The organism is Azomonas agilis (assembly GCF_007830255.1).
Taxonomy (GTDB): Bacteria; Pseudomonadota; Gammaproteobacteria; order Pseudomonadales; family Pseudomonadaceae; genus Azomonas; species Azomonas agilis.
Window position 1 is genome coordinate 287469 of record NZ_VLKG01000001.1, and the last position, 24208, is coordinate 311676.

Annotated in this window: 20 protein-coding genes; 12 read left to right on the forward strand and 8 right to left on the reverse strand. The window is 54.0% G+C overall.

Going from position 1 to position 24208, the window contains the following annotated elements; translation table 11 throughout:
- Positions 1–33: 33 nt before the first annotated feature.
- The 4 genes from acnD to LX59_RS01315 form a co-directional block, all read right to left on the reverse strand.
- Positions 34–2637 carry a Fe/S-dependent 2-methylisocitrate dehydratase AcnD gene (acnD, locus tag LX59_RS01300; RefSeq protein WP_144570026.1) on the reverse strand — a complete coding sequence of 868 codons (2604 nt, stop codon included), beginning with the start codon at positions 2635–2637 and terminating at the stop codon, positions 34–36.
- Positions 2638–2639: 2 nt separating this feature from the next.
- Complete coding sequence (gene prpC, locus LX59_RS01305) at positions 2640–3800, reverse strand: bifunctional 2-methylcitrate synthase/citrate synthase (RefSeq protein ID WP_144570027.1); 1161 nt, start codon at positions 3798–3800, stop codon at positions 2640–2642.
- An 87-nt stretch (positions 3801–3887) separates the two neighbouring features.
- Positions 3888–4775, reverse strand: coding sequence for a methylisocitrate lyase (prpB, locus tag LX59_RS01310; protein ID WP_144570028.1), 888 nt, complete (start codon positions 4773–4775; stop codon positions 3888–3890).
- Entirely contained in the window at positions 4772–5491 is a 720-nt protein-coding gene (locus LX59_RS01315; RefSeq protein WP_144570240.1) for a GntR family transcriptional regulator, read from the reverse strand. The genes prpB and LX59_RS01315 overlap by 4 nt, the downstream gene beginning before the upstream one ends.
- Positions 5492–5685: 194 nt before the next feature.
- Between LX59_RS01315 and pabB the strand changes: the two genes are divergently transcribed.
- Positions 5686–7056, forward strand: a complete 1371-nt coding sequence (gene pabB, locus LX59_RS01320; protein ID WP_144570029.1) for an aminodeoxychorismate synthase component I — start codon at positions 5686–5688, stop codon at positions 7054–7056.
- 4 nt (positions 7057–7060) lie between these two features.
- Here the strand turns inward: pabB and thrH are convergent, their stop codons facing one another.
- Positions 7061–7678: a bifunctional phosphoserine phosphatase/homoserine phosphotransferase ThrH gene (gene thrH, locus LX59_RS01325; protein ID WP_144570030.1), complete on the reverse strand. Its 618-nt coding sequence runs from the start codon at positions 7676–7678 to the stop codon at positions 7061–7063.
- 243 nt (positions 7679–7921) lie between these two features.
- On the opposite strand from thrH, the gene LX59_RS01330 reads away from it, so the two are divergent.
- On the forward strand, positions 7922–8842 hold the full coding sequence (locus LX59_RS01330; protein ID WP_144570241.1) for a bestrophin family protein: 921 nt from the start codon (positions 7922–7924) through the stop codon (positions 8840–8842).
- A gap of 102 nt (positions 8843–8944) precedes the next feature.
- Complete coding sequence (locus tag LX59_RS01335) at positions 8945–9673, forward strand: phosphoadenylyl-sulfate reductase (protein ID WP_144570031.1); 729 nt, start codon at positions 8945–8947, stop codon at positions 9671–9673.
- A 63-nt stretch (positions 9674–9736) separates the two neighbouring features.
- Here LX59_RS01335 and mqo read toward each other — a convergent pair whose 3' ends face one another.
- The 3 genes from mqo to LX59_RS01350 form a co-directional block, all read right to left on the reverse strand.
- Positions 9737–11221, reverse strand: a complete 1485-nt coding sequence (mqo, locus tag LX59_RS01340; protein WP_144570032.1) for a malate dehydrogenase (quinone) — start codon at positions 11219–11221, stop codon at positions 9737–9739.
- 494 nt (positions 11222–11715) lie between these two features.
- Entirely contained in the window at positions 11716–12429 is a 714-nt protein-coding gene (gene sfsA / locus LX59_RS01345; RefSeq protein ID WP_144570033.1) for a DNA/RNA nuclease SfsA, read from the reverse strand.
- Positions 12429–13601: a pyridoxal phosphate-dependent aminotransferase gene (locus LX59_RS01350; protein ID WP_144570242.1), complete on the reverse strand. Its 1173-nt coding sequence runs from the start codon at positions 13599–13601 to the stop codon at positions 12429–12431. The genes sfsA and LX59_RS01350 overlap by 1 nt, the downstream gene beginning before the upstream one ends.
- A 186-nt stretch (positions 13602–13787) precedes the next feature.
- Between LX59_RS01350 and dksA the strand changes: the two genes are divergently transcribed.
- The 9 genes from dksA to panC all read left to right on the forward strand — a co-directional run bounded on the left by dksA (position 13788) and on the right by panC (position 24162).
- Positions 13788–14234, forward strand: a complete 447-nt coding sequence (dksA, locus tag LX59_RS01355; protein WP_144570034.1) for an RNA polymerase-binding protein DksA — start codon at positions 13788–13790, stop codon at positions 14232–14234.
- 51 nt (positions 14235–14285) lie between these two features.
- Entirely contained in the window at positions 14286–15197 is a 912-nt protein-coding gene (gene gluQRS, locus LX59_RS01360) for a tRNA glutamyl-Q(34) synthetase GluQRS (protein ID WP_144570035.1), read from the forward strand.
- 57 nt (positions 15198–15254) lie between these two features.
- Positions 15255–15431 (forward strand): hypothetical protein, encoded by a 177-nt coding sequence (locus LX59_RS01365; RefSeq protein WP_144570036.1) that lies wholly within the window; start codon positions 15255–15257, stop codon positions 15429–15431.
- Entirely contained in the window at positions 15418–18354 is a 2937-nt protein-coding gene (locus LX59_RS01370) for a sensor histidine kinase (protein ID WP_246118653.1), read from the forward strand. Before LX59_RS01365 ends, LX59_RS01370 begins: the two co-directional genes overlap by 14 nt.
- Positions 18355–18390: 36 nt before the next feature.
- Complete coding sequence (locus LX59_RS01375) at positions 18391–19833, forward strand: sigma-54-dependent transcriptional regulator (protein ID WP_144570038.1); 1443 nt, start codon at positions 18391–18393, stop codon at positions 19831–19833.
- A gap of 673 nt (positions 19834–20506) precedes the next feature.
- On the forward strand, positions 20507–21847 hold the full coding sequence (gene pcnB / locus LX59_RS01380) for a polynucleotide adenylyltransferase PcnB (RefSeq protein ID WP_144570039.1): 1341 nt from the start codon (positions 20507–20509) through the stop codon (positions 21845–21847).
- A gap of 25 nt (positions 21848–21872) precedes the next feature.
- Complete coding sequence (gene folK / locus LX59_RS01385; RefSeq protein ID WP_144570040.1) at positions 21873–22385, forward strand: 2-amino-4-hydroxy-6-hydroxymethyldihydropteridine diphosphokinase; 513 nt, start codon at positions 21873–21875, stop codon at positions 22383–22385.
- 116 nt (positions 22386–22501) lie between these two features.
- Positions 22502–23302 carry a 3-methyl-2-oxobutanoate hydroxymethyltransferase gene (gene panB, locus LX59_RS01390; protein ID WP_144570041.1) on the forward strand — a complete coding sequence of 267 codons (801 nt, stop codon included), beginning with the start codon at positions 22502–22504 and terminating at the stop codon, positions 23300–23302.
- Positions 23299–24162, forward strand: a complete 864-nt coding sequence (gene panC, locus LX59_RS01395) for a pantoate--beta-alanine ligase (RefSeq protein ID WP_144570042.1) — start codon at positions 23299–23301, stop codon at positions 24160–24162. Before panB ends, panC begins: the two co-directional genes overlap by 4 nt.
- Positions 24163–24208 lie beyond the last annotated feature (46 nt).

Sequence of the window (24208 nt, forward strand, 5' to 3'; positions counted from 1 at the left end):
GCGCGACCCTTGGATCAGGCCGCGCGTTGACGGTTAGGCTTGGCCGAGGAAGTCCTTGGCAAAGCGTTGCAGTACACCGCCTGCTTTATAAACGCTGACTTCCGCTGCGGTATCCAGACGGCAGGTCATGGGCACTTCCACCACTTCACCGTTTTTACGGGTGATGACCAGAGTCAGGTCGCAACGAGGGGAGATGTCGCCCTTCACATCGTAGGTTTCGGTACCATCAATGTTCAGGGTTTTGCGGTTAACGCCGGGTTTGAACTCCAGCGGCAACACGCCCATGCCCACCAAGTTGGTGCGGTGGATACGCTCAAAACCTTCTGCGGCGATGGCTTCAACACCGGCCAGACGCACGCCTTTGGCGGCCCAGTCACGCGAAGAACCTTGGCCATAATCCGCGCCAGCAACGATGATCAGTGGCTGTTTGCGGTTCATGTAGGTTTCGATGGCTTCCCACATGCGCATCACTTTGCCTTCTGGCTCAACGCGCGCTAAAGAACCCTTCTTCACTTCGCCATTGACCACGGCCATTTCGTTCACCAACTGAGGGTTGGCGAAGGTGGCGCGTTGGGCGGTCAGGTGGTCACCACGGTGGGTGGCGTAGGAGTTGAAGTCTTCCTCCGGCAAGCCCATCTTGGCCAAGTACTCACCCGCAGCAGAGTCCAACAGAATGGCGTTGGAGGGCGACAGGTGGTCGGTGGTGATGTTGTCGGGCAGTACGGCCAGAGGACGCATGCCTTTCAGAGTACGCTCACCGGCCAACGCACCTTCCCAGTAGGGCGGACGACGGATGTAGGTGGACATGGGACGCCAGTCGTACAGCGGCGACTTGGCCTCTTCCACGGTGCCCAGATCGAACATCGGGATGTAGATCTGATGGAACTGCTCCGGCTTCACGCTGGTTTTCACCAGTGCGTCGATTTCTTCATCGCTCGGCCACAGGTCTTTCAGGGTGATGGGGTTGCCGTTCTTGTCGGTGCCCAGCACGTCTTTTTCGATGTCGAAGCGCACAGTACCGGCAATGGCGTAGGCAACCACCAGCGGCGGCGAAGCCAAGAAGGCTTGCTTAGCGTACGGGTGGATACGGCCATCGAAGTTACGGTTACCGGACAGCACGGCGGTGGCGTACAGGTCACGGTCGATGATTTCTTGCTGAATCACCGGATCCAGCGCACCGGACATACCGTTACAGGTGGTGCAGGCATAGGCCACGATACCGAAGCCCAGTTGCTCCAACTCGTGCAGCAGGCCGGCTTCTTCCAAATACAGCTTGGCCACTTTAGAGCCGGGGGCGAAGGAGGTCTTCACCCAAGGCTTACGCACCAGACCCAGCGCATTGGCTTTCTTAGCCAGCAAACCGGCCGCCACGACGTTGCGTGGGTTGGAGGTATTAGTGCAGCTGGTGATGGCGGCGATGATCACCGCGCCATCAGGCAGCAGACCCTTGGCCTCTTCGGCCTTGGCAGCGGCCAGTTTGGCTTCGTCAGCGATGCCACGTTCGTGCAGTGCCGAAGTCGGCAGACGCTTGTGCGGGTTAGACGGGCCAGCCATGTTACGCACAACGGTGGACAGGTCGAAGCTCAGCACACGCTCATACACAGCGGTTTTCAGCGCATCGGCCCAAAGACCGGTGGTCTTGGCGTAGTTTTCCACCAAGGCGACTTGCTCCGGCTCACGACCAGTCAGCTTGAGGTAGTCGATGGTTTGCTGGTCGATGTAGAACATCGCCGCCGTCGCGCCGTACTCAGGGCACATGTTGGAGATGGTCGCACGGTCGCCGATGGACAGGCTGTCCGCGCCCTCACCAAAGAACTCCACATAGGCACCGACCACGCGCTCTTTACGCAGGAACTCGGTCAGCGCCAACACGATGTCGGTAGCGGTGATGCCGGGTTTGCGTTGGCCAGTCAGCTTCACGCCGACGATGTCGGGCAGACGCATCATGGACGGATGGCCGAGCATTACGGTTTCCGCTTCCAGACCGCCCACGCCGATGGCGATCACGCCCAGCGCGTCCACATGTGGGGTGTGGGAGTCGGTACCAACGCAGGTATCGGGGAAGGCCACACCTTCACGCGCCTGAATCACTGGAGACATTTTCTCCAAGTTGATTTGGTGCATGATGCCGTTACCAGCGGGGATCACGTCCACGTTTTTGAACGCGGTTTTCGTCCACTCGATGAAGTGGAAGCGATCCTCGTTGCGACGGTCTTCGATGGCGCGGTTTTTCTCGAAGGCTTCTGGATCAAAACCGGGCGCTTCAACGGCCAAGGAGTGGTCCACGATCAACTGCGTGGGCACTACGGGGTTGACCTTGGACGGATCGCCGCCTTGGTCCGCAATGGCATCACGCAGACCGGCCAGATCCACCAGCGCGGTTTGGCCCAGAATGTCATGGCACACCACACGCGCGGGATACCAAGGAAAGTCCAGATCGCGCTTGCCTTCGATGATTTGCTTCAAGGAATCGGTCAGCGCCGCTGGCTCACAGCGACGTACCAATTGCTCGGCCAGTACACGCGAGGTGTAGGGCAGCTTGTCATAGGCTCCGGGCTGGATGGCTTCAACCGCCGCACGGGTGTCGAAGTAATCTAAGGCAGAACCGGGCAGAGACTTACGGTATTCAGTGTTCATTGTTACAGGCGCTCCCGGAGCGGAACGAATTTGAGGTTTTCCGGGCCAACATAATTGGCGCTCGGACGAATGATCTTGCCATCAACGCGCTGCTCAATAACGTGAGAGGACCAGCCGGAAGTACGGGCGATCACAAACAGCGGGGTGAACATGGCCGTGGGTACGCCCATCATGTGGTAGCTGACCGCGCTGAACCAATCGAGATTGGGGAACATCTTTTTGACTTCCCACATCACGCTTTCCAGACGTTCGGCAATGTCGTACATCTTGGTGTTGTTTTGCTCGACGCTCAGCTCGCGGGCGACCTCTTTGATCACCTTGTTGCGTGGGTCAGCAACGGTGTACACCGGATGGCCAAAGCCAATCACCACTTCTTTGCGCTCAACGCGGGCGCGGATGTCGGCTTCGGCTTCTTCCGGATTGTCGTAGCGCTTCTGGATCTCGAAGGCGACTTCGTTGGCACCGCCGTGTTTTGGACCACGCAGGGCACCAATGGCGCCGGTGATGCAAGAGAACATGTCTGAGCCCGTACCGGAAATCACGCGAGAGGTGAAGGTAGAGGCGTTGAACTCGTGCTCTGCATACAGAATCAGGGAGGTGTGCATGGCACGTACCCAAGATTCGCTGGGCTTTTTGCCGTGCAGCAGGTGCAGGAAGTGACCACCGATGGAATCGTCGTCAGTTTCTACGTCGATGCGCTTGCCGTTGTGGCTGAAGTGGTACCAGTACAGCAGCATGGAGCCCAAGCAGGCCATCAGCTTGTCGGCGATGTCGCGGGCACCGGGATGGTTGTGGTCGTCTTTCTCAGGCGACAGGCAGCCGAGTACCGATACGCCGGTACGCATCACATCCATCGGATGGGCCGAAGGCGGCAGTTGTTCCAGAGCGGCCTTAACGCCAGCGGGCAGGCCACGCAGCGCCTTGAGCTTGGCTTTGTAGCCGTTCAGTTCGGCCAGATTGGGCAGCTTGCCATGGACCAGCAGGTGGGCGATTTCCTCGAACTCACAGGTGGTAGCAAAGTCGAGAATGTCGTAGCCACGGTAATGCAGGTCATTACCGCTGCGACCGACGGTACACAGAGCGGTATTACCGGCAGCAGTGCCGCTCAGGGCTACGGACTTTTTCGGCTTGAAGCCAACGCTGGTGGTTTCAGTAGTGCTCATCGCTTGAATTCCTAATCCGGTTGAATAGTTGTCTTTGTTTTCCCCTAGGCTCGCCCTGCACAGACGAACCTAGGCCGGTTACTGTGATTACTTCTTGCCCGCAGCAAACAACGCGTCGAGGTGCTGCTCAAACGCGTGGTAGTTGATGCGATCGTACAGCTCCATACGGGTTTGCATGGTGTCGATCACATTCTTCTGAGTACCGTCACGGCGCAGGGCGGTGTAGACGTTCTCAGCAGCCTTGTTCATGGCGCGGAAGGCGGACAGCGGATAGAGCACCAGCGATACGTCCACAGAAGCCAGTTCTTCAGTGGTGTACAGCGGAGTCGCACCAAACTCGGTGATGTTGGCCAGAATCGGCGCCTTCACACGGTCGGCAAAGGTTTTGTACATCGGCAGTTCGGTGATGGCTTCGGGGAAGATCATGTCCGCACCGGCTTCAATGCAGGCGGCGGCGCGATCCAGAGCGGAGTTCAGACCCTCAACCGCCAGCGCATCGGTACGCGCCATGATGACGAAGCTGTCATCGGTACGGGCATCGACAGCGGCTTTCACGCGGTCGATCATCTCTTGCAGAGAGACGATTTCTTTATTCGGACGGTGGCCGCAACGCTTGGCACCCACTTGGTCTTCGATGTGGATGGCAGCCGCGCCAAACTTGATCATGGACTTAACGGTACGGGCGACGTTGAAGGCTGAGGAACCGAAGCCCGTATCCACGTCCACCAGCAAAGGCAGATCGCAGACGTCGGTGATGCGGCGTACGTCGGTCAGTACGTCATCCAGACCGGTGATGCCCAGATCCGGCAGACCCAGAGAGCCCGCCGCCACACCGCCACCCGACAGGTAGATGGCTTTGAAACCGGCACGCTTGGCCAGCAAAGCGTGGTTTGCGTTAATCGCGCCGACTACTTGCAGCGGATGTTCGGCAGCAACGGCATCGCGGAAACGCTGGCCGGCGGAGATATTACTCATGCTTCACCTCGGGTTTTGGGGGTGTTCTGCTTGCTTTGAAGATGACGCTCGACGTTACGCCGTGAGGCTGCGATGTGGCGGCGCATTAGCAGCTCTGCCAGTTCGGCATCGCCCTCGGCAATGGCATCGAGAATACGGTGGTGCTCGTTAAAGGCTTGGCGGGGCCGATTGGGCGTGGTGGAGTATTGGATGCGGTACATGCGCACCAGCTGATACAGCTCGCCGCACAGCATCCGGGCCAATGTTGTGTTGCCACAGCCTTGAATAATTCGGTAATGGAAGTCGAAGTCCCCTTCCTGCTGGTAGTAACCCACGCCCGCACGGAAGGCCTCGTCACGCTCGTGGGTATCCAATACCCGGCGCAACTCATCGATGTCTTGGGGGGTCATGCGCTCAGCCGCGAGACGGCAAGCCATGCCTTCTAAGGATTCGCGGATTTCGTACAGCTCAATCAATTCAGCGTGGGACAGAGACACTACTCGTGCGCCCACATGGGGAACACGCACCAGCAGTTTCTGGCCTTCTAAACGATGAATCGCTTCACGCAGCGGGCCACGACTAATGCCGTAGGTGCGCGCCAGCTCTGGCTCGGAGATTTTGGCGCCCGGTGGAATCTCGCCCCGGACAATCGCACTTTGAATCTGACGAAAAACCTGTTCTGACAGGGTTCCGCCCTCTTCCTCTTGAATTTGAACAATCTGTCCGGGCTGGCTCATCTTGATTGTCGACACTTATCTATTTGCTTGGCTAGAAAATAGGTTAAGTAGTGAATTTGGTCAACACTACATAGACTATTGTCGACACTTTGTAAGATAGCTACCTAAATACTTCAACCCCTCAATACGCAATGAGCGTGCTAGAATCCCAACCCGCACCTAAATCGCCCCGCTTGTTCAGGAGCTTTCCGGGCATGTCCACTCTCCCTGCCGATGCCCTACCTTTGGTTCGCTGCTTCCCTCTGGCCTACGAAGCAGATCCTAGCCGCCGCTTTGATCTGATCCGCCACGCGCAGGGTGCCATACTGCTGGATGCAGGCCAGCCTAAAGCCTATCGTGGGCGCTTCGATCTGATGAGTGCTTGGCCCATAGAAACCCTAGAACCCAAACCTCAAGAAAGGGGATCGGCTTTTTTTCAACGTCTGCGCCAAGCCTTAGAGCGTTTGGGGCCCACAGCGGTGGCCGAACAGGATCAACCCTTGCCCTTTGCAGGCGGTTTGATGGGGATGCTCAGTTACGACTTTGGCCAACGCTTGGAGCACTTGCCGCAACAGGCGATGGATGACATCGGCCTACCGGATGCACGGTTGGGACTTTACGGCTGGGCCTTAATCAGCGATCACCAGCAACAGCGGAGCTATTTAATGTTCCATCCCGCCTTTTCGCGGGGGGAGCAAGCCTGTATCCAAGCCTTGTTTGTCCAAGATGAACCTACTGCTGCCTGTGGTTCGTTTAAATTGTCGACAGCCTTTACCCCTGAACTGTCACCCGAGACTTATCAACAAGCCATCGCCCGGATTCAGGATTACATTCAGGCCGGTGACTGTTATCAGGTGAACTTTACCCAACGTTTCCGCGCCACCTACCAAGGCGACCCTTGGCTGGCGTATCAGGCCCTACGTCAGGCTTGCCCCACGCCCTTTGCCGCTTATATGGCATGGGAAGATACCGCCATCGCCAGCCTATCGCCGGAGCGCTTTTTAAAAGTCAGCCAAGGACAGGTGGAGGCCCGCCCTATTAAAGGCACACGCCCCCGCAGAGCAGCGATAGAGCACGATCAAGCGGAGATTCAACAGCTTAAAGATAGCCTCAAAGACCGCGCGGAAAACCTGATGATTGTGGATTTGCTGCGCAATGATTTAGGGCGCAGTTGTCAGATTGGTAGCATCCGCGTGCCGGAACTGTTCGCCATTGAAAGCTACCCCAACGTGCACCATCTGGTCAGCAGCGTGACCGGCGCGCTAGCCGAAGGTAAAGATGCGCTGGATTTACTGGCTGGTAGTTTTCCCGGTGGTTCTATCACCGGCGCGCCGAAAATCCGCGCCATGCAAATCATCGACGAGCTGGAGCCTTGCCGCCGCCAACTCTACTGCGGCTCGCTGCTGTATGTGGATGTGCGGGGAGAAATGGACAGCTCCATCGCCATCCGCAGCCTGATCTTCAAGCAAGGCCAAGTCCACTGCTGGGGCGGCGGTGGCATCGTGATGGATTCGGAAGCAGAGGCCGAATACCAAGAGTCGCTAACCAAGGTTCGCGTCTTGATGCAAACCTTGGAGCAGCTTTAAATACTTACAGGCTCAACTTACGGTTGGAGGCCTTGATGAATTCCTGTTTCAGATCTTCATAAGTATGCACGGCGGGGAACTGCGGGAATTCGCGGATCACGTTTTCCGGTGCATGGAACAGGATGCCGGCATGGGCTTCGCTGAGCATGGTGGTGTCGTTGTAGGAGTCACCCGCCGCAATCACGCGATAGTAGAGGCTCTTAAAAGAAATCACGGATTGACGCTTGGGATCTTTCTGGCGCAGTTGGTAATCCACCACGCGATCGCTGTCATCGGTAATCAGACGATGGCACAGCAGCGTCGGGAAGCCTAGTTGACGCATCAAAGGCTGGGAGAACTCGTAGAAGGTGTCGGAGAGAATCACCACTTGGAAGCGCTCGCGCAGCCAATCCACAAACTCCACCGCACCGTCCAAGGGTTTCAGGGTGGCGATCACATCCTGAATGTCTTTCAGCTTAAGGCCGTGCTCATCCAGAATGCGCAGGCGTTGCTTCATCAGCACATCGTAATCGGGAATATCGCGGGTGGTCGCACGCAGGGATTCGATGCCGGTTTTCTCGGCAAAAGCGATCCAGATTTCCGGAACCAGTACCCCTTCTAGGTCGAGACAGGCGATTTCCACGAACACATCCTCAGGCAGATAGAGAAGGCGGCACTCTAACCACAAGCCTTAGCCAACGCAACCGCCGCTCCCTTTCATGTGCCCGTCAAAAAAGCGGCTAGGCTCTGGCTTAGGAATTTGACTCATGATGTGGTGTCTATTTTATAAAGGAAGAACGCCTAACGAGTCGCTGAGCCTGTACGACCTACTACTGAACAACGCCCCATTCAGTCACTTACTCAGGATGACCCCGTGTCTCGAATCATGAGCCCCAAACCGCCGTTTCTCTTTACCACCCTCACCTATGTGGGCTGGTCACTGTTTTGGCTGCTGCTGTGGGATATTTTTGTCACCGCCTACTACATGCTGGTTCTTGACCCTACCTACAGCCTACCCTCGATGCCCGTTACCCTGATGGGTTCGGCACTGGTGGTTCTGATCAGTTTTCGTAACACCAGCGCCTATAACCGCTGGTGGGAGGCACGTACCCTGTGGGGCGGTATGACTAACTATTCCCGCAGCTATGCCCGCCAAGTCCTCACCCTGATTGACGATCCACAGGACGGTCTCAACCCCGTTAAGCCTCTGTTGCTCAAGCGCCATCTGGCCTACTTAAAAAGCCTCTCCGCCCATCTAAGGGGCGAACCCTGCCCTACAGACATCCGGGAGCTGATCGACTGGCAAGAGCAGGCGCGCAGCGATCAGACCAATAATTTCCCCAATGACCTACTGACGACTTCCGCCGCTTTGTTGGTTCAAGAATACAAAGAAGGCCGCCTAGATAGCATTCGTCTCGCACGCCTTGAGTCGACGATGGTGGAGCTGTCCAACTGTCAAGGCGGCATGGAGCGCATTGCTAACACGCCACTGCCCTTCCCCTACGTCTACTTTCCGCGCTTTTTTATCACTCTATTCTGCATCATTGTGCCCATTGGCTTGGTAGAGACCCTGCACTGGTTTACCCCCCTTGTGTCCACGGTAGTGGGCTATATGCTGTTGGCCATTGAAACCGTAGGTACGCATTTGCAAAATCCCTTCCACGACAGCGAGTTACGCATTCAAACCGAAACCATCTGCCAAAATATTGAGCGCAACCTAAACTCCATGCTGCGCGATGCACGGGATGAGCGGTTAGCAGCAGCAGGTAAAGCAGGCCCGAATGAATTACCCTGCCTTTTTACCTAAAGTGCTCCTTCTTTTGATCAAAGGCTTTGGAGCGATTCTCAAGCATAGGCAAAGGGGCTTAAGATCGCGGTTCCGTGATTTAAGCCCATAGAAGAGACCGCCATGACCACAGCCTTTGATGTGGACAGCCTCGCCGCTGCCTATGCCGACCGTTCGCCACAAGACATTCTAAAACTGGCCTTTGAGCACTTTGGGGATGACCTTTGGCTGTCGTTCAGTGGTGCCGAAGATGTGGTGCTGGTGGATATGGCGTGGAAGCTGAATAAGAACGTCAAGGTATTCAGTCTGGATACCGGCCGCCTGCACAGCGAAACCTATCGTTTTATTGAGCAGGTACGCGAGCATTACAAGCTGCCCATCGAAATCATGAGCCCCGATGCACAGCGCCTAGAGCCCTTTGTACGCGAAAAAGGCCTGTTCAGCTTCTACCGTGACGGTCATGGCGAATGCTGCGGCGTGCGTAAAATTGAGCCCCTGCGCCGTAAACTATCCACTGTTCGCGCTTGGGCGACCGGCCAGCGTCGTGACCAAAGCCCCGGTACGCGCAGTCAGGTCGCGGCCTTAGAGCTAGACACCGCCTTCTCCAGCCCAGAACGCCCGCTGTATAAATTCAACCCACTGGCACAGATGAGCAGCGAAGAAGTCTGGGGCTACATCCGCATGTTGGAAATTCCCTATAACCCGCTGCATGAGCGCGGCTACATCAGTATCGGTTGCGAGCCTTGCACCCGCCCGGTACTACCCAATCAACACGAACGCGAAGGCCGTTGGTGGTGGGAGGAAGCGACCCACAAAGAGTGTGGTTTACACGCGGGCAATCTAAAAAAATAACCCTCCCTAAAACGACTGTTCCCCGCCTAAGCGAGGAACAGTTGACGGCAACAGCGGTAGAAATTAACCGGCCAAGCCCAAACGCTCTGCGGATTGCTTAGCTACAGTACGGTAGGCATCAGCATCGGTTTGCAGTTGTTTTTCACGCGCTTGGAAGATTTCGCCCAGTTTGGCTGTCCAGTCTGCCGACTTGTAACGCTCAGGGAAGCAACGCTCAATCAGGCCCAGCATAATGGGTACGGTAACAGAAGCACCTGGAGACGCGCCCAACAAGGCAGCAATGGTGCCATCTTTAGCTGCTACCAGCTCAGTACCAAACTGTAGAACGCCACCTTTCTTCTCATCTTTCTTGATGATCTGAACGCGCTGACCGGCAATGGCCAGTTTCCAGTCTTCGGCTTTGGCTTGTGGGTAGAACTTCCGCAGGCTGGCCAGACGATCATCCATAGACTGGCGTACTTCACGCACCAGATACTTGGTCAGATCCATATTGTCGCGTGCTACCGCCAGCATCGGCCCAATGTTGGCCAAACGAATGGAGCAAGGCAGATCGAAGAAGGAACCAAACTTCAGGAACTTAGTGGTAAATCCGGCATAAGGCCCAAACAGCAGAGATTTTTTGCCATCCACCACGCGGGTATCCAGATGAGGGACAGACATGGGGGGAGCACCCACTTCAGCCTGACTGTACACCTTAGCCTGATGCTGGTTCACCACTTCTGGATTGTCGCAGCGCAGCCACTGGCCACTGACGGGGAAACCACCGAAGCCTTTACCTTCCTCAATACCGGACAATTGCAGCAAAGGCAGAGCACCACCACCGGCACCGAGGAAAACGAACTTAGCTTGCAGTTCGCGGGAGTCAATATTGCTTCTGTGACCAACCTTAACCGACCAACCCTGTCCCTGACGCTTTAACCCAATCACTTTATGGCTGTAAGTGATGGTCACTCCGGGCTGCTTGGATAAGTAATCCAGCAGTTTTTGGGTTAAAGCACCAAAGTTAACGTCTGTACCGCGCTCAGAACGGGTAGCCGCTACTACTTCACTGCTGTCACGGCCCGGCATCATTAAGGGAGCCCACTCCGCAATGGTATTGCGGTCTTCGGTATACACCATATCCTCAAAGGTATGGTGAGCACTGAGCAGCTCGTGGCGCTTTTTCAGGAAGGGAACATCCTTGCCGCGCACAAAGCTGATATGAGGCACGGGGTTGATGAAGTCACTGGGATTATCAAAACCTTCGCGCCCAACCATGTAGGCCCAGAATTGCTTAGAAACCTCAAATTGGCTGTTAATAGCCACGGCTTTAGAGATTTCAACCGACCCATCAGCGCTTTGCGGGGTGTAATTGAGCTCACACAGACCGGCGTGACCGGTACCTGCGTTGTTCCAAGGGTTAGAGCTTTCTTGAGCTCCACCGTCTCGCATTTCCACAATTTCCAGCTTAAGGCTGGGGTCAAGCTCTTTGAGCAGTACCGCCAAGGTAGCGCTCATGATGCCGGCTCCAACCAGAACCACATCCAGCGCTTCGCTATTTTGCGTCATTAACGCTTCTCCCAGAATGCAGCAAAAATTTTTCACGCGTGCAAGAGCTTACGTGAAACACTTTGGCCAGACGACCCAAGGGGTTTAGCCAGAAGATTTTGCTGGCTTTTGGGTAGTCTGAACCACCCACCCGCATCGCAGTCTCCGCTTAAAGCTCAGTAGCTTCCTAACAGAAGAAAGGAAGCTGTCACTCTAAAACGGCCAGCCGATGAACCTAAACCGGCCTATACCGGCATACAGACTTTGTCTCCCAGTGGGATAGCCACGAGGTAAGGTTGACGCTGGAGGTCAGCCTGACAAGACCGTCAGATTACACATCAGCCCAAGGCTAAGGCATTGATGTCAGACACAAAGCCCTGTACTCAGGACAAGCAAGTGCCCACGGGAGAGGCAGTGTACTCTTGGCAACCCAAGGGCTCAACGCACCCTGAGTGCTTGCGACCAAGGTAGTACCCCATTTTTGCGCCTATTTTTGAGATTACTACGTGCATTAATTAAGGCCAGACTAAGGGTAATGACTTAGTAATGCGCATCCCTTTAGGTGACAACTCAACCGCATAGGCTAATAAACGCACACCGGCACTCTGGGCGGTAATCAAAGCTTGAGCGTACTTAGGATCAATCTCTAAGGCAGGCCGCACCGCTTGCATCCCGGATAAACACACGCAGTACAGTAGCGCTGCTGCACCCACGCCCTGATAAGCCAAGTGCGTTAATTCGCGCAAGTGCTTTTGCCCACGCTCTGTCACAGCATCGGGAAAAGCAGCTACCTCAGAATCAGAAAATCCTAGGGTGACGCTTTTAACTTCCAGATATAACGAGCCAGAAAGGTAATCCAAGCGAAAATCCGCCCGACTGCGTTCGGCTCCATAGGGTACTTCGCGCTTGAAAGCGCTAAAACCTGCCAGCTCCGTAATCAAGCCTGCGGTTAAGGCTTCTTCAACCAACGTATTGGCCCGCTGAGTATTGATACAGGCCAAACGACCTTGCGGAGTTTCAGCCAGCTCCCAAGTAGCGGGTAGTTTACGTCCCGGTTTATCGCTGCGTTGAAACCATACCCGCCCACCTTCCTGCATACAGTTCAACATGGAGCCTGTATTAGGACAGTGAATACACAGGGTTTCCCCTTCAGGAGTGATCACATCGGCTAAAAAGCGCTTGTAGCGCCGAATTAAGCGCGCCTCTTCTAAGGGTGGGGAAAACTCCATCAACGACTCCAATGGGCTAAAGCCCGCTCAATCCGCGCCACAGCCTGCTCTAAGCGAGGAATGCTCTGGGTATAGGCAAAACGAACATGCTGTTGAGCCCGATACTGGCCAAAATCCAAACCCGGAGTCACAGCAACATACTCCGTCTCCAACAAATAGTTACAGAAGCTTTGGGCATCACCACCCAAATGGCTAATATCGGCATACAGGTAAAAAGCCCCTTCCGGCTCCACCTCAATACGAAACCCCAGACTCCGTAAAGCAGGCAGCAAATAATCACGCCGCCGCGCCAACTCTGCCCGCCGCTGCTCAAAAATGGCCAAAGTTTCAGGCTCAAAGCAGGCCAGTGCCGCATACTGTGCAAGGGTAGAAGCGCTGATGTAGAGGTTTTGCGCCAAACGCTCTAAGGCAGGAATGGCCGCCTCAGGAGCCACTAACCAACCCAAACGCCAGCCCGTCATACCAAAATACTTAGAAAAACTATTCAAGATAAAGGCTTCATCGTCCACCGCCAGCGCTGTGGTTGCTTCCACGCCGTAGGTAAGGCCGTGGTAGATCTCGTCCACCACCAGATGTCCGCCTTTTACCCGTATAGCTTTAGACAGAGCCGCCAATTCATCGGGATAGAGCAACGTCCCTGTGGGATTGGCTGGAGAGGCCAAGAGCGCACCCACCGAATCCTCAGACCAATATTGATTCACTAAATCAGGGGTTAATTGATAACGACTGGCGGCGGTTACCGGAACCAACCGTCCCTGCGCCTCCACCAAGCGCAAAAAATGCCGATTGCAAGGATAACCGGGATCAGCCAATAACCAGTGTTTTCCCGGATCCACCAATAAACTGGTGGCCAGTAATAAAGCCCCAGAGCCGCCGGGGGTAATCAAAATACGCTCAGGACTTAGGGTTACGGAATAGCGCTGCGCGTAAAAATCCGCAATGGCTTGGCGTAACGCAGGTAAGCCACGAGCCGCCGTATACTGAGTGTGGCCAGCAGCCAAAGCCGCTTGCCCCGCCGCAATAATAGGAGCCGCCGTTGGAAAGTCAGGCTCACCAATCTCTAAGTGAATCACATCACGGCCAGCGGCCTCTAAGGCCTTAGCCCGCGCCAGTAACGCCATGACTTGAAAAGGCTCAATGGCTTGACTGCGCGCACTGAATAAAGAGTCCATCATCTTCTCTTACACCCTAATTAGTGGATAGATTCTATCCAAAGGCCCAAAAATGCCGCACGATCCGCCCAAGTCTGGAGTAGCATGGATATCTGCAATCTGGTAATTTCCCCCGCTTGCAGTGGCAAGCCCTAGATGAGGGGCCAAGTCCCAACTGCGCCATGGACACAGCGAGAGGCAGCCATCATGCCCATTACCAAAGACAGTCAAAGCAACGCTCAATTAGTCCGAGGCTTTCAGCCCTACAAGGAAAAAAAGGGCGAGGAATACATGAGCGACGAAATGCGCGAGCACTTCACCGCCATCCTCAATCAGTGGAAGAAGGAGCTGATGGAGGAAGTGGATCGGACAGTACACCATATGCAGGATGAGGCAGCTAACTTCCCTGATCCAGCAGATCGTGCCAGTCAGGAAGAGGAGTTCAGCCTAGAACTGCGCGCCCGCGATCGTGAACGCAAACTGATTAAAAAAATTGACGAAACCTTGCAACTGATCGAAAACAACGAGTACGGCTGGTGTGATTCCTGTGGCGTTGAAATCGGTATCCGCCGTTTAGAAGCACGCCCCACAGCCACCCTGTGCATCGACTGTAAAACCCTAGCTGAAATCAAGGAAAAACAGGTCGGATCTTGATTACTCTGTGCGGCGAGTTATCCCCAGTCTCGCCGCCCGATCTGCCATAGCATGTCTTATCCAGCAGACTATGTGGGGCGTTTTGCCCCCACGCCTAGCGGCTCACTGCATCTTGGCTCGTTAGTGGCAGCATTGGCTTCTTATCTGGACGCTAAATCCGCTCAGGGGCACTGGCTGCTGCGCATTGAGGACTTAGACAAACCCCGCGAAGTCCCCGGAGCAACCACCTCCATCTTAACCACCCTAGAGCACTATGGTTTTGAGTGGGATGGGCCGGTGATTTATCAAAGTCAGCGCCTAAAAGCCTATCAAGAAGCCGCTGAATACTTACAGCAACAGGGTTTAGCCTATTTCTGCCGCTGCTCCCGCAAACAATTGGAAGCCTATCCTGGCCCCTATCCCGGTTTTTGCCGTGATCGACAATATCCTCCTCAACAGGCAGCCCTTAGACTAAGGGTTCCCGAGCAGAGCTTTAGTGTTCAGGATCGCGTACAGGGAGCATTCTGTCAGCACCTAGGGCGGGAAGTGGGCGATTTTATTATTCAGCGGCGGGATCAGGTATTCGCCTATCAATTAGCGGTAGTGGTTGATGATGCGTGGCAGGGTATTACTCAGATTGTACGCGGCGCTGATCTTTTGGACTCCACGCCGCGCCAGCTTTACTTACAACAGCAGCTTAAACTACCTCAGCCTCAGTACTTGCACGTTCCCCTGCTAATGCAAGCCGATGGACACAAACTCAGTAAGAGCCATCAAGCGCCACCCATTGAGCCTCAAGCGGCGGCACAACTATTGGTCACAGCGCTCTCTTTGTTGGGACAAGATCCTCCGAAAGCCCTTGAGCAAGAATCACCCCACCGCATCTTGGCCTGGGGAATTCAGCACTGGGCAAGCCATCAAATACCCGCGACCCCACAGCTACTCTTTAATCCTTTATCAGCAGATACGACCTTTAAACGGTGACGCTGAGAACGCCTTTAGTTACCATCCCCTAACCTTTTGGCCGCAGGAGGACTGGGTATGTACATCTACCGGCTGGTATTGATTCTGGTAGTGGGAATCTACCTGTTTTCCCCCACCATCATGGACTGGTGGATTGCGCCCGACGGTGCTTGGTATCGCCCCTATATGCTGTGGCTGATCCTCATCATTGTGACCTTTATCTTGCAGAATGGAAGTGACGTTGACCAGTTTTAACCTCAGCCACCTATTGCTGATCAGCGTACTCTATTTATCTTTGCTGTTTGGCCTCGCATGGATTACCGACCGTGGGTTAATTCCCAGCCGCATTGTGCGCAGCCCCGTGGTGTATATTTTGTCCATTGGCGTGTATGCCAGTGCTTGGGCCTTTTACGGCACGGTCGATCTGGCCTATCAATATGGATATGGCTACTTAGCCACTTATTTGGGGGTTAGCGGCGCTTTTTTGCTGGCTCCGGTTTTGCTACACCCTATTTTGCGCCTTACTCGCACCTATCAGCTATCCTCTCTGGCGGATCTGTTTGCGTTCCGCTTTCGCAGTACTTGGAGCGGCTCACTCACCACCCTGGTGATGCTGATCGGGATGCTGCCGTTACTGGCCCTGCAAGTACAGGCCATTGCCGACACCATCAGCATCCTGACCCATGAGCCTCAGCCTAAGCATGTGGCTTTAAGCTATTGCTTGCTGATCATGTTATTCACCATGCTGTTTGGAGCACGCCAAGTAGCCTCCCGCGAAAGGCATGAAGGATTAGTGCTAGCGGTAGCCTTTGAGTCCTTGGTTAAACTCATCGCGTTAAGTGTGATCGGCTTATATGCCCTGTTTGTAGTCTTTGATGGGCCAAGTGGTTTAGAGCGCTGGTTACTGGAACACCAAGTGGCATTAGCTGCACTGCATGCACCGCTCAACGAAGGCCCTTGGCGTACCATGCTGTTGGTGTTTTTTGCCGCCGCGTTGGTCACGCCCCATATGTACCACATGGCTTTTACCGAAGGGATCGGCCCGCGCAATATGACTACCGCGAGCTGGGGTTTGCCTCTGTTTTTGCTGTTGATGAGCCTTGCCGTCCCGCTGATTCTTTGGAGTGGTCTTAAACTCGGAGTTACCACTCACCCTGAATACTTCACCCTCGGCTTAGGGCTCACCGTACACAGTGAAACACTGGCATTACTGGCCTTTATCGGCGGGCTATCGGCTTCCAGTGGTTTAATTATTGTCAGCACCCTGTCCCTATCGGGCATGGTGATTAACCACTTGGTTTTGCCACTCTATCAACCCCCTACCGATGACATTTATCGCTGGTTACGCTGGACTAAGCGCATCCTAATTTTTGTCATTATCATGGCGGGATACGGTTTTTACCTGCTGCTGGACAGCAAACAAGGCCTGACCAGCCTAGGCAGCGTTGCCTATGTTGCCACTCTGCATTTTTTACCGGCGGTGCTCTCAACCCTGTATTGGCCCGCCGCCAATCGACGCGGCTACATCAGCGGATTGCTAGCAGGCATCTCCATCTGGCTGGTCACCATGCTGCTCCCGCTAATTGGAGGCCAAGATAGCTTCTACCTCCCGCTGCTGAATTTAACCTATGTACTGGACGAAAATACATGGCACTTAGCGGCGGTAGCCTCTCTAACGGTAAACGTACTGGTATTTGGGTTAGTCTCCCTGTTTAGCCCCTCCACCCCAGAGGAAATTCGCGCCGCTGAAGCCTGTACCGTAGATAACATGCGCCTGCCTCAGCGCCGGGAGCTGGAAGCCAGTTCGCCGCACGAATTTGTGCTACAGCTTTCTACTCCCCTTGGGCCACAGATCGCCCAACAGGAGGTAAAACAAGCCCTAAATGCCTTACAACTTCCGCTGGATGAGCATCGCCCCTACGCATTACGCCGCTTACGCGACCACATAGAGGCCAGCCTATCTAGCCTCATGGGGCCGAATGTGGCTCAGGATATCGTCAAAAACTTTTTGCCCTACAAAAAAACGGCAGAAAGCTTCATCAGCGAGGACATTCACTTTATTGAGAATCGTCTGGAAGAATATCGCTCCCGCCTCACCGGCCTAGCGGCTGAGCTTGACACCCTGCGCCGTTACCACCGCCAAACCCTGCAAGAACTGCCGATGGGGGTTTGCTCCCTAGCCAAAGACCGCGAGATTTTAATGTGGAATCGGGCAATGGAAGAGTTAACAGAAATTCCAGCGCAAAATATCGTAGGCTCACGTCTGAATACCCTGAGTGAACCTTGGCGTACCCTGTTGGAAACCTTTATCCAGCAACCGGACGAGCACCAGCACAAAAAACAACTGTCTTTACAAGGTAAACTGCGCTGGCTGAATTTGCACAAAGCCGCGATTGAAGAACCCCTTTCCTTTGGATGCAGCGGCTTAGTGTTGCTGGTCGAAGACTGCACCGAAACTCAAGTGTTAGAAGAACGCCTGATTCACTCAGAGCGCCTAGCCAGCATCGGACGGCTGGCCGCAGGGGTAGCCCACGAAATCGGCAACCCGGTTACGGGCATTGCCTGCTTAGCACAAAACCTTCATGAAGAACGGGAACACGACCCAGAAATCAACGAAACCAGTTTGCAGATTATTGAGCAAACCCGACGGATTTCTAAAATTCTGCACTCTCTGATGAGCTTTTCCCACGCGGGCAATCATCAGCATAACAGTTACCCTGTAAGCCTCACCGCCATCACTCAGGATGCTATGGCTTTGCTGTCCTTAAATAAAGAACAGGAAGTGCGCTTTATCAACCAATGCCACGCCGAGCATTATGCCGAAGGCGATCCCCAGCGACTGGGGCAAGTACTGGTGAATTTACTGTCTAATGCTCGCGATGCCTCACCGCCTAGAGGACGTATCTGGGTCAGTAGCTCCGCCACTGAGCACAGCGTTTGCCTTATCCTTGAGGATGAAGGGGCAGGAATTCCTACTGAGATTCAAAACCGCCTGTTTGAACCTTTTTTCACCACCAAGGATCCGGGAAAGGGCACAGGGCTAGGTCTTGCGTTAGTCTATTCCATCATTGAAGACCATTATGGCCAGATTGATATCGAAAGCCCTACCGACCCCCTAAGCCAACGCGGAACGCGCATTCGCATCCAACTACCCCGCGCGACTAATACCGCCCCCTAGGCAGATCCGGTGTTAGGCTTGCCAAGAGAGACCTCCATGCCACACATCCTCATTGTCGAAGACGAAAGTATTATCCGCTCCGCTCTACGCCGCCTATTGGAGCGCAATCAGTACCAAGTCAGTGAGGCGGGCTCCGTGCAGGAAGCCTTAGAGCGTTACTCACTCACGCAATTTGACTTGATTATCAGCGATCTGCGCCTTCCTGGTGCGCCTGGCACAGAGTTAATCCAGCATGCCAAAGGGCAACCCGTTCTGATTATGACCAGCTATGCTAGCCTGCGCTCAGCCGTAGACTCTATGAAGTTGGGCGCGGTGGACTATATTGCTAAACCCTTTGACCACGGAGAAATGCTGCAAAGTATCCAGCGCATCTTAAAAGACAACCAAGCCAACTCCAGCAGCAAACCAACCGTCCCGACTGCAACCCCGAGCGCTCCGCCCGCACCAAGCTCACAGATCCCTCAACAGGTATCCCTAGGCATCATTGGCCGCTGTTTGGCCATGCAAAACCTGTTTGGCAAGATTCTCAAAGTCGCGCCAACAGACTCCAACGTTTTAATCCTAGGGGAGTCAGGAACGGGCAAAGAATTAGTCGCTCGGGCACTACATAATCAATCACAGCGCGCTAAATCACCCATGATTTCCGTGAACTGTGCAGCCATCCCAGAAACCCTGATTGAGTCCGAACTCTTTGGCCATGAAAAAGGGGCATTTACCGGAGCCACCAGTGGACGCACCGGCTTAGTGGAGGCAGCGGATGGCGGAACCCTATTTTTAGACGAAATAGGAGAACTGCCTTTAGAAGCCCAAGCCCGCCTACTGCGCGTATTACAAGAGGGAGAGATTCGTCGTGTAGGCTCGGTACACTCACAAAAGGTCAATGTGCGCCTGATTGCGGCTACCCATCGTGACCTAAAAACCCTGTCTAAGGCTGGGCATTTTCGCGAAGACCTGTATTACCGCCTCAACGTCATAGCCCTTAAGCTCCCGCCGCTGCGTGAGCGTGAGCAAGATGTCTTAGAGATTGCCGAGGCTTTTTTAAAACACCACAGCAACCGGCTTAATACGGGGCCTTTGTTTTTCTCCCCAGAAGCTAAGCAAGCCATCCTACACTACGCTTGGCCTGGCAACGTGCGCGAGCTGGAAAACGCTATTGAACGCGCCGCTATTCTCAGCGATCGCCAAGAAATCAGTGCTGAAGTATTGGGCATTGATTTGGAACAAAACGCCTTTGAAGCCTTTAACAGCCTGCACCGCGAAGAACACAACAAGCCCAGTGAAGCTAAAACCAATGACCTTCCCGAGGCTGCCGAAAATTTATCCCTTGAGGATTACTTTCAGCACTTTGTGTTGGAACACCAAGAGCATATGACCGAAACCGAACTGGCACGCAAACTGGGTATCAGCCGCAAATGTTTGTGGGAACGCCGGCAACGCTTGGGGATTCCGCGCCGAAAATCAGCCGCCGGTGAAGCTTAACTCAAGGTAGCAAAGTGTTACCGACCACAGAAACAAGGTAACTTCAAGCGGGTTGATTGGTAACAAAAGTCTGCGTAACACTTCAAACCCTGCTGTAACAAAAACATATAACCACATGAAAAATAAGTGATTATAAAAGTTGGCACAACCCCTGCTATTGTACTGATATAACAACAATAACAAGTGAAACTTTATAACAAGAACAACAGATAACGGCTCTAACACAATAACAACAAGATGGTAGAGACGAAGCTAACTGATTCTTTTGGAGAGGAGTTGTCGTCAGGGAAACCTGCGACAGTGTGATAAGAATAAAACTGCGGTATTCAGCAGACACCACACTGATCCAAGCATCACCTCATCGATCAAAGGTATCCGTTTGCTCTTAGCCCCCGAGTAGGGGGCACCTCCCGATGCGTCCAGCCGGGATGGGCTAAAATAACAATAACGGGCCCAATACAATAACAATAAGAGCAGCGCACTATCCTCTGGAAGGGAGCCTCGGCTCCCTTTCGCACATCTGGACTTATCAAAACTTTGCCCATATTTCATACAGACTCTTGACGTTCTGGTGCTAGAATCCCAATCTTTAATTCAAGCAGATGCACTTTGGCTGATCAGCCAATCCTGCATACTTCAGTGCCCATTCGTTATCTCATGCACAATTATCCCCATGCTGAATAAGCTGTTTCAATTCATCCGCCAGCCCCTTAATCACTTACCTCAACGACGTAAGGCTCAAGAAGCTGCTCCCTTTCAGCATGATTTAAGTCCTGAAGACATTAGCCCTAATGCGCTGTACAGCATTGAGCGTTTACAACAAGCCGGGTACTCCGCCTATGTGGTAGGTGGCTGCGTACGAGATCTTTTATTGGGGATTCGCCCCAAAGACTACGATGTGGTCACTGATGCCACCCCTGATCAGATACGTAGTCTCTTTCATAATGCCCGTATCATTGGCCGTCGTTTCCAATTGGTGCATCTACCTTTTGGGCGCGAGCTGATTGAGGTTGCTACCTTCCGCGCCGAACACAGTTATGAGGATGAGGACGAACAGCTTGCCGCCCGCAATGCCAGTGGACGCATCCTGCGCGACAACATCTTCGGCAGCTTAGATGATGATGCCTACCGTCGGGATTTCACGATTAATGCCCTGTACTACGACCCCGTCAGTGAGCAAATCATCGACCATGTACAGGGCGTGCGAGACATTCGCGAGCGCCAAATTCGTCTTATTGGCAGTCCTAAACAGCGCTATCAAGAGGATCCGGTACGCATGCTGCGTGCCGTGCGCTTTGCAGCCAAGCTGGATTGTCAGATAGAGCCCCATACTGCGGCTCCCATTCGCAGCCTGGCCCACTTATTAGCAGAGATTCCGCCGGCCCGACTCTATGAGGAAGTGCTCAAGCTCTTCCTAAACGGTCAGGGGGTACAGACCTTTGAGCTGCTGCAAAAATACCAGCTTTTTGCGCCCCTTTTCCCAGCCACAGCCCTAGCCTTACAAAGCAATTACCAATACACCAACACCCTGATCCACAATGCCTTGGCTAATACCGATTTACGCATTGCTCAAGGTAAGCCTATTACCCCAGCGTTCTTATTTGCGGCATTACTCTGGCCAGCACTTCCGGCACGCTCTTTAGAGCTGCAAGCTCAGGGTCTGCTGGCGATCCCTGCGTTACAAGAAGCTGCTCAAGAAATTCTGTGGGAACAGTGCCAACGCACCGCCATCCCCAAGCGCTTTTCCATTCCTGTGCGAGAAATTTGGGATCTACAAGAGCGCCTCCCCCGCCGTCAGGGTAAAAGAGCCGATGCTTTGTTAGAAAACCCCAGATTCCGCGCCGGTTACGACTTTTTACTGCTGCGGGAAAGCGCCGGTGAACAAACTGAAGGCTTGGGTCAATGGTGGACTCAGTACCAAGAGGCTTCTGACTCTGAACGCCGCGCCATGATTAGCGCCTTAAAAACGAACACCCCGCCTACCCATCAGCGCAAAAAACGTCGTCCTCGTTGATTTATAGCGCTACGAGCTGAACGCTATGACCGCAGAAATCGCCTACATTGGGCTGGGCAGTAACCTATCTCAGCCACAACAACAGCTATGCAACGCCCTACAAGCACTGGCTACCCTGCCTGACACTCAACTCACAGGGCAATCCGCACTCTACAGGAGTGCTCCCTTAGGCCCAACGGATCAACCAAGCTACATCAATGCTGTAGCACGGCTTAGCACCTACTTATCACCCTTAGCCTTGCTCGATGCCCTGCAAGCCATTGAGCAACAGCAAGGCCGTATACGCCAAGGTGAGCGCTGGGGGCCAAGAACCCTAGATTTAGACATTGTATTGTTTGGCTCACAGCTTATCTGTGAGCCTCGCCTACAGGTGCCGCATTATCATCTACAGGCGCGGGCCTTCGTGCTCTATCCCCTAGCCGAGTTAGTGGCTGAGGACTTTCGCCTCCCCGATGGACGATGGCTGCGGCAACTATTAGCCGAATGTCCTCCCGAAGGGATCGAGCGGCTGACACAAGCTTCAATCATTGACTTATGATGCGTCCGTCCTGAGTATAGCGTTTCATTCTAACCCATAGAACTTTCGGTTTTAGGAAAGCAATTCGCAGCGTGCCACACGAACAATAATCTCTGCGACCCAACGAGGATGGCCCAATGCCCGAAGTAACCCTAACCAGTTTGTACGGCTTAAAGCAGCGTGGCGAAAAAATCGTCATGCTCACATGCTATGACGCGACCTTCGCCCACCTCTCCTGCGAGGCTGGGGTAGAAATGCTCTTGGTAGGGGACTCGCTGGGCATGGTGCTTCAAGGACATGACAGTACCCTCCCGGTCACCTTGGAGGATATGGCCTACCACACAGCTTGCGTTAAACGGGGCAACCGAGGAGCCTTTATCGTGGCGGATATGCCTTTTATGGCCAATGCCACCCTAGACCAAACGCTCAACAGCTCGGCACGCTTGATGCAGGCCGGAGCGCATATGGTCAAGTTAGAAGGCAGTCGCTGGTTAGCTGAGTCTATTCGTATTTTGGCCGAACACGGTATCCCCGTCTGTGCGCATATGGGACTCACTCCCCAATCAGTAAACCTATTGGGAGGCTATAAAGTACAGGGTCGCCAAGAGGCCCAAGCGCGCAAAATGTTGGAAGATGCTCAGGCGCTAGAACAAGCCGGGGCTGCCATGCTGTTGTTAGAGTGCGTTCCCACCCCTCTGGCACAGCAAATCAGCCAAGCCGTTCAGGTGCCAGTTATTGGCATCGGAGCTGGAGTACACACCGATGGCCAAGTTTTAGTGGTACAGGATGCTTTAGGCTTATCCCGGACAGGGCACACTCCCCGTTTTGTTAAGAACTTTATGCAGGGCCAACCCGATATTCTGGCAGCACTTAAAGCCTATGTCGCTGCCGTCAAAGATCGGAGTTTCCCAGCCCCTGAACAGAGCTTTAACGCATGAATACTCTGACCAGTGTCGCCGAATTACGCCAAGCCATTGCCCTAGCTCGAAGCGCCGGAAAACGTATCGGTTTTGTACCTACTATGGGCAATTTGCACGCCGGTCATATTTCCCTAATTAAGACCGCCCTACAGCGGGCTGACTACATTGTGGCCAGTATTTTCGTCAATCCACTGCAATTTGGCCCGCAGGAAGACCTCGATAACTATCCCCGCACGCTGAGCGCCGATCAGCAGCAGTTGCAAGAAGCCGGCTGTGATCTACTCTTCACGCCCACTGTGGCTGAGATGTATCCACAGGGCCAGCAACAACAAACCTTGGTCAGCGTACCTCAGGTTTCTGAAGGGCTTTGCGGAGCCAGTCGTCCGGGGCATTTTGTGGGTGTTGCCACCATCGTGTGTAAGCTGTTCAATATGGTGCAACCCGACGTCGCTGTATTTGGCCAAAAGGATTTTCAGCAACTGGCTGTTATCCGTAGCATGGTTCGAGATCTAAATATTCCCGTACAGATTGTGGGCGCGCCGACGGTTCGAGCGGCTGATGGACTGGCACTATCCTCCCGCAATGGCTATCTGTCTGCTGAGCAACGAGCTATAGCTCCAGTTGTTTACCAGTGCTTACAAAGCATCGCCGAGGCGCTACGCGCAGGGGCCAAAGACTACGAACAACTGCGTCAGCAGGCCCAAGAGGTTTTAGTCGGTGCGGGTTTGCGCCCTGACTATCTGGAAATTCGCGAAGCTCTGAGCCTAAAACCGGCGAATGAGGATTCGTACACGCAGGATTTAGTCATTCTGGTAGCAGCTTTTTTAGGCTCAACCCGTTTGATTGATAACTTACTGGTAGAAGCCGCTCAACCCTGAGATTCACTACAACTGATTAATCCCCGTTTGGGACTCGACTATTTCT

Excerpts from the sequence above, each read along its gene's own strand:
- acnD (WP_144570026.1), bottom strand. The coding sequence starts at position 2,637 with ATGAACACTGAATACCGTAAGTCTCTGCCCGGTTCTGCCTTAGATTAC.
- prpC (WP_144570027.1), bottom strand. The coding sequence starts at position 3,800 with ATGAGCACTACTGAAACCACCAGCGTTGGCTTCAAGCCGAAAAAGTCC.
- prpB (WP_144570028.1), bottom strand. The coding sequence starts at position 4,775 with ATGAGTAATATCTCCGCCGGCCAGCGTTTCCGCGATGCCGTTGCTGCC.
- LX59_RS01315 (WP_144570240.1), bottom strand. The coding sequence starts at position 5,491 with ATGAGCCAGCCCGGACAGATTGTTCAAATTCAAGAGGAAGAGGGCGGA.
- pabB (WP_144570029.1), top strand. The coding sequence starts at position 5,686 with ATGTCCACTCTCCCTGCCGATGCCCTACCTTTGGTTCGCTGCTTCCCT.
- LX59_RS01330 (WP_144570241.1), top strand. The coding sequence starts at position 7,922 with ATGAGCCCCAAACCGCCGTTTCTCTTTACCACCCTCACCTATGTGGGC.
- LX59_RS01335 (WP_144570031.1), top strand. The coding sequence starts at position 8,945 with ATGACCACAGCCTTTGATGTGGACAGCCTCGCCGCTGCCTATGCCGAC.
- mqo (WP_144570032.1), bottom strand. The coding sequence starts at position 11,221 with ATGACGCAAAATAGCGAAGCGCTGGATGTGGTTCTGGTTGGAGCCGGC.
- sfsA (WP_144570033.1), bottom strand. The coding sequence starts at position 12,429 with ATGGAGTTTTCCCCACCCTTAGAAGAGGCGCGCTTAATTCGGCGCTAC.
- LX59_RS01350 (WP_144570242.1), bottom strand. The coding sequence starts at position 13,601 with ATGGACTCTTTATTCAGTGCGCGCAGTCAAGCCATTGAGCCTTTTCAA.
- dksA (WP_144570034.1), top strand. The coding sequence starts at position 13,788 with ATGCCCATTACCAAAGACAGTCAAAGCAACGCTCAATTAGTCCGAGGC.
- gluQRS (WP_144570035.1), top strand. The coding sequence starts at position 14,286 with ATGTCTTATCCAGCAGACTATGTGGGGCGTTTTGCCCCCACGCCTAGC.
- LX59_RS01365 (WP_144570036.1), top strand. The coding sequence starts at position 15,255 with ATGTACATCTACCGGCTGGTATTGATTCTGGTAGTGGGAATCTACCTG.
- LX59_RS01375 (WP_144570038.1), top strand. The coding sequence starts at position 18,391 with ATGCCACACATCCTCATTGTCGAAGACGAAAGTATTATCCGCTCCGCT.
- pcnB (WP_144570039.1), top strand. The coding sequence starts at position 20,507 with ATGCTGAATAAGCTGTTTCAATTCATCCGCCAGCCCCTTAATCACTTA.
- folK (WP_144570040.1), top strand. The coding sequence starts at position 21,873 with ATGACCGCAGAAATCGCCTACATTGGGCTGGGCAGTAACCTATCTCAG.
- panB (WP_144570041.1), top strand. The coding sequence starts at position 22,502 with ATGCCCGAAGTAACCCTAACCAGTTTGTACGGCTTAAAGCAGCGTGGC.
- panC (WP_144570042.1), top strand. The coding sequence starts at position 23,299 with ATGAATACTCTGACCAGTGTCGCCGAATTACGCCAAGCCATTGCCCTA.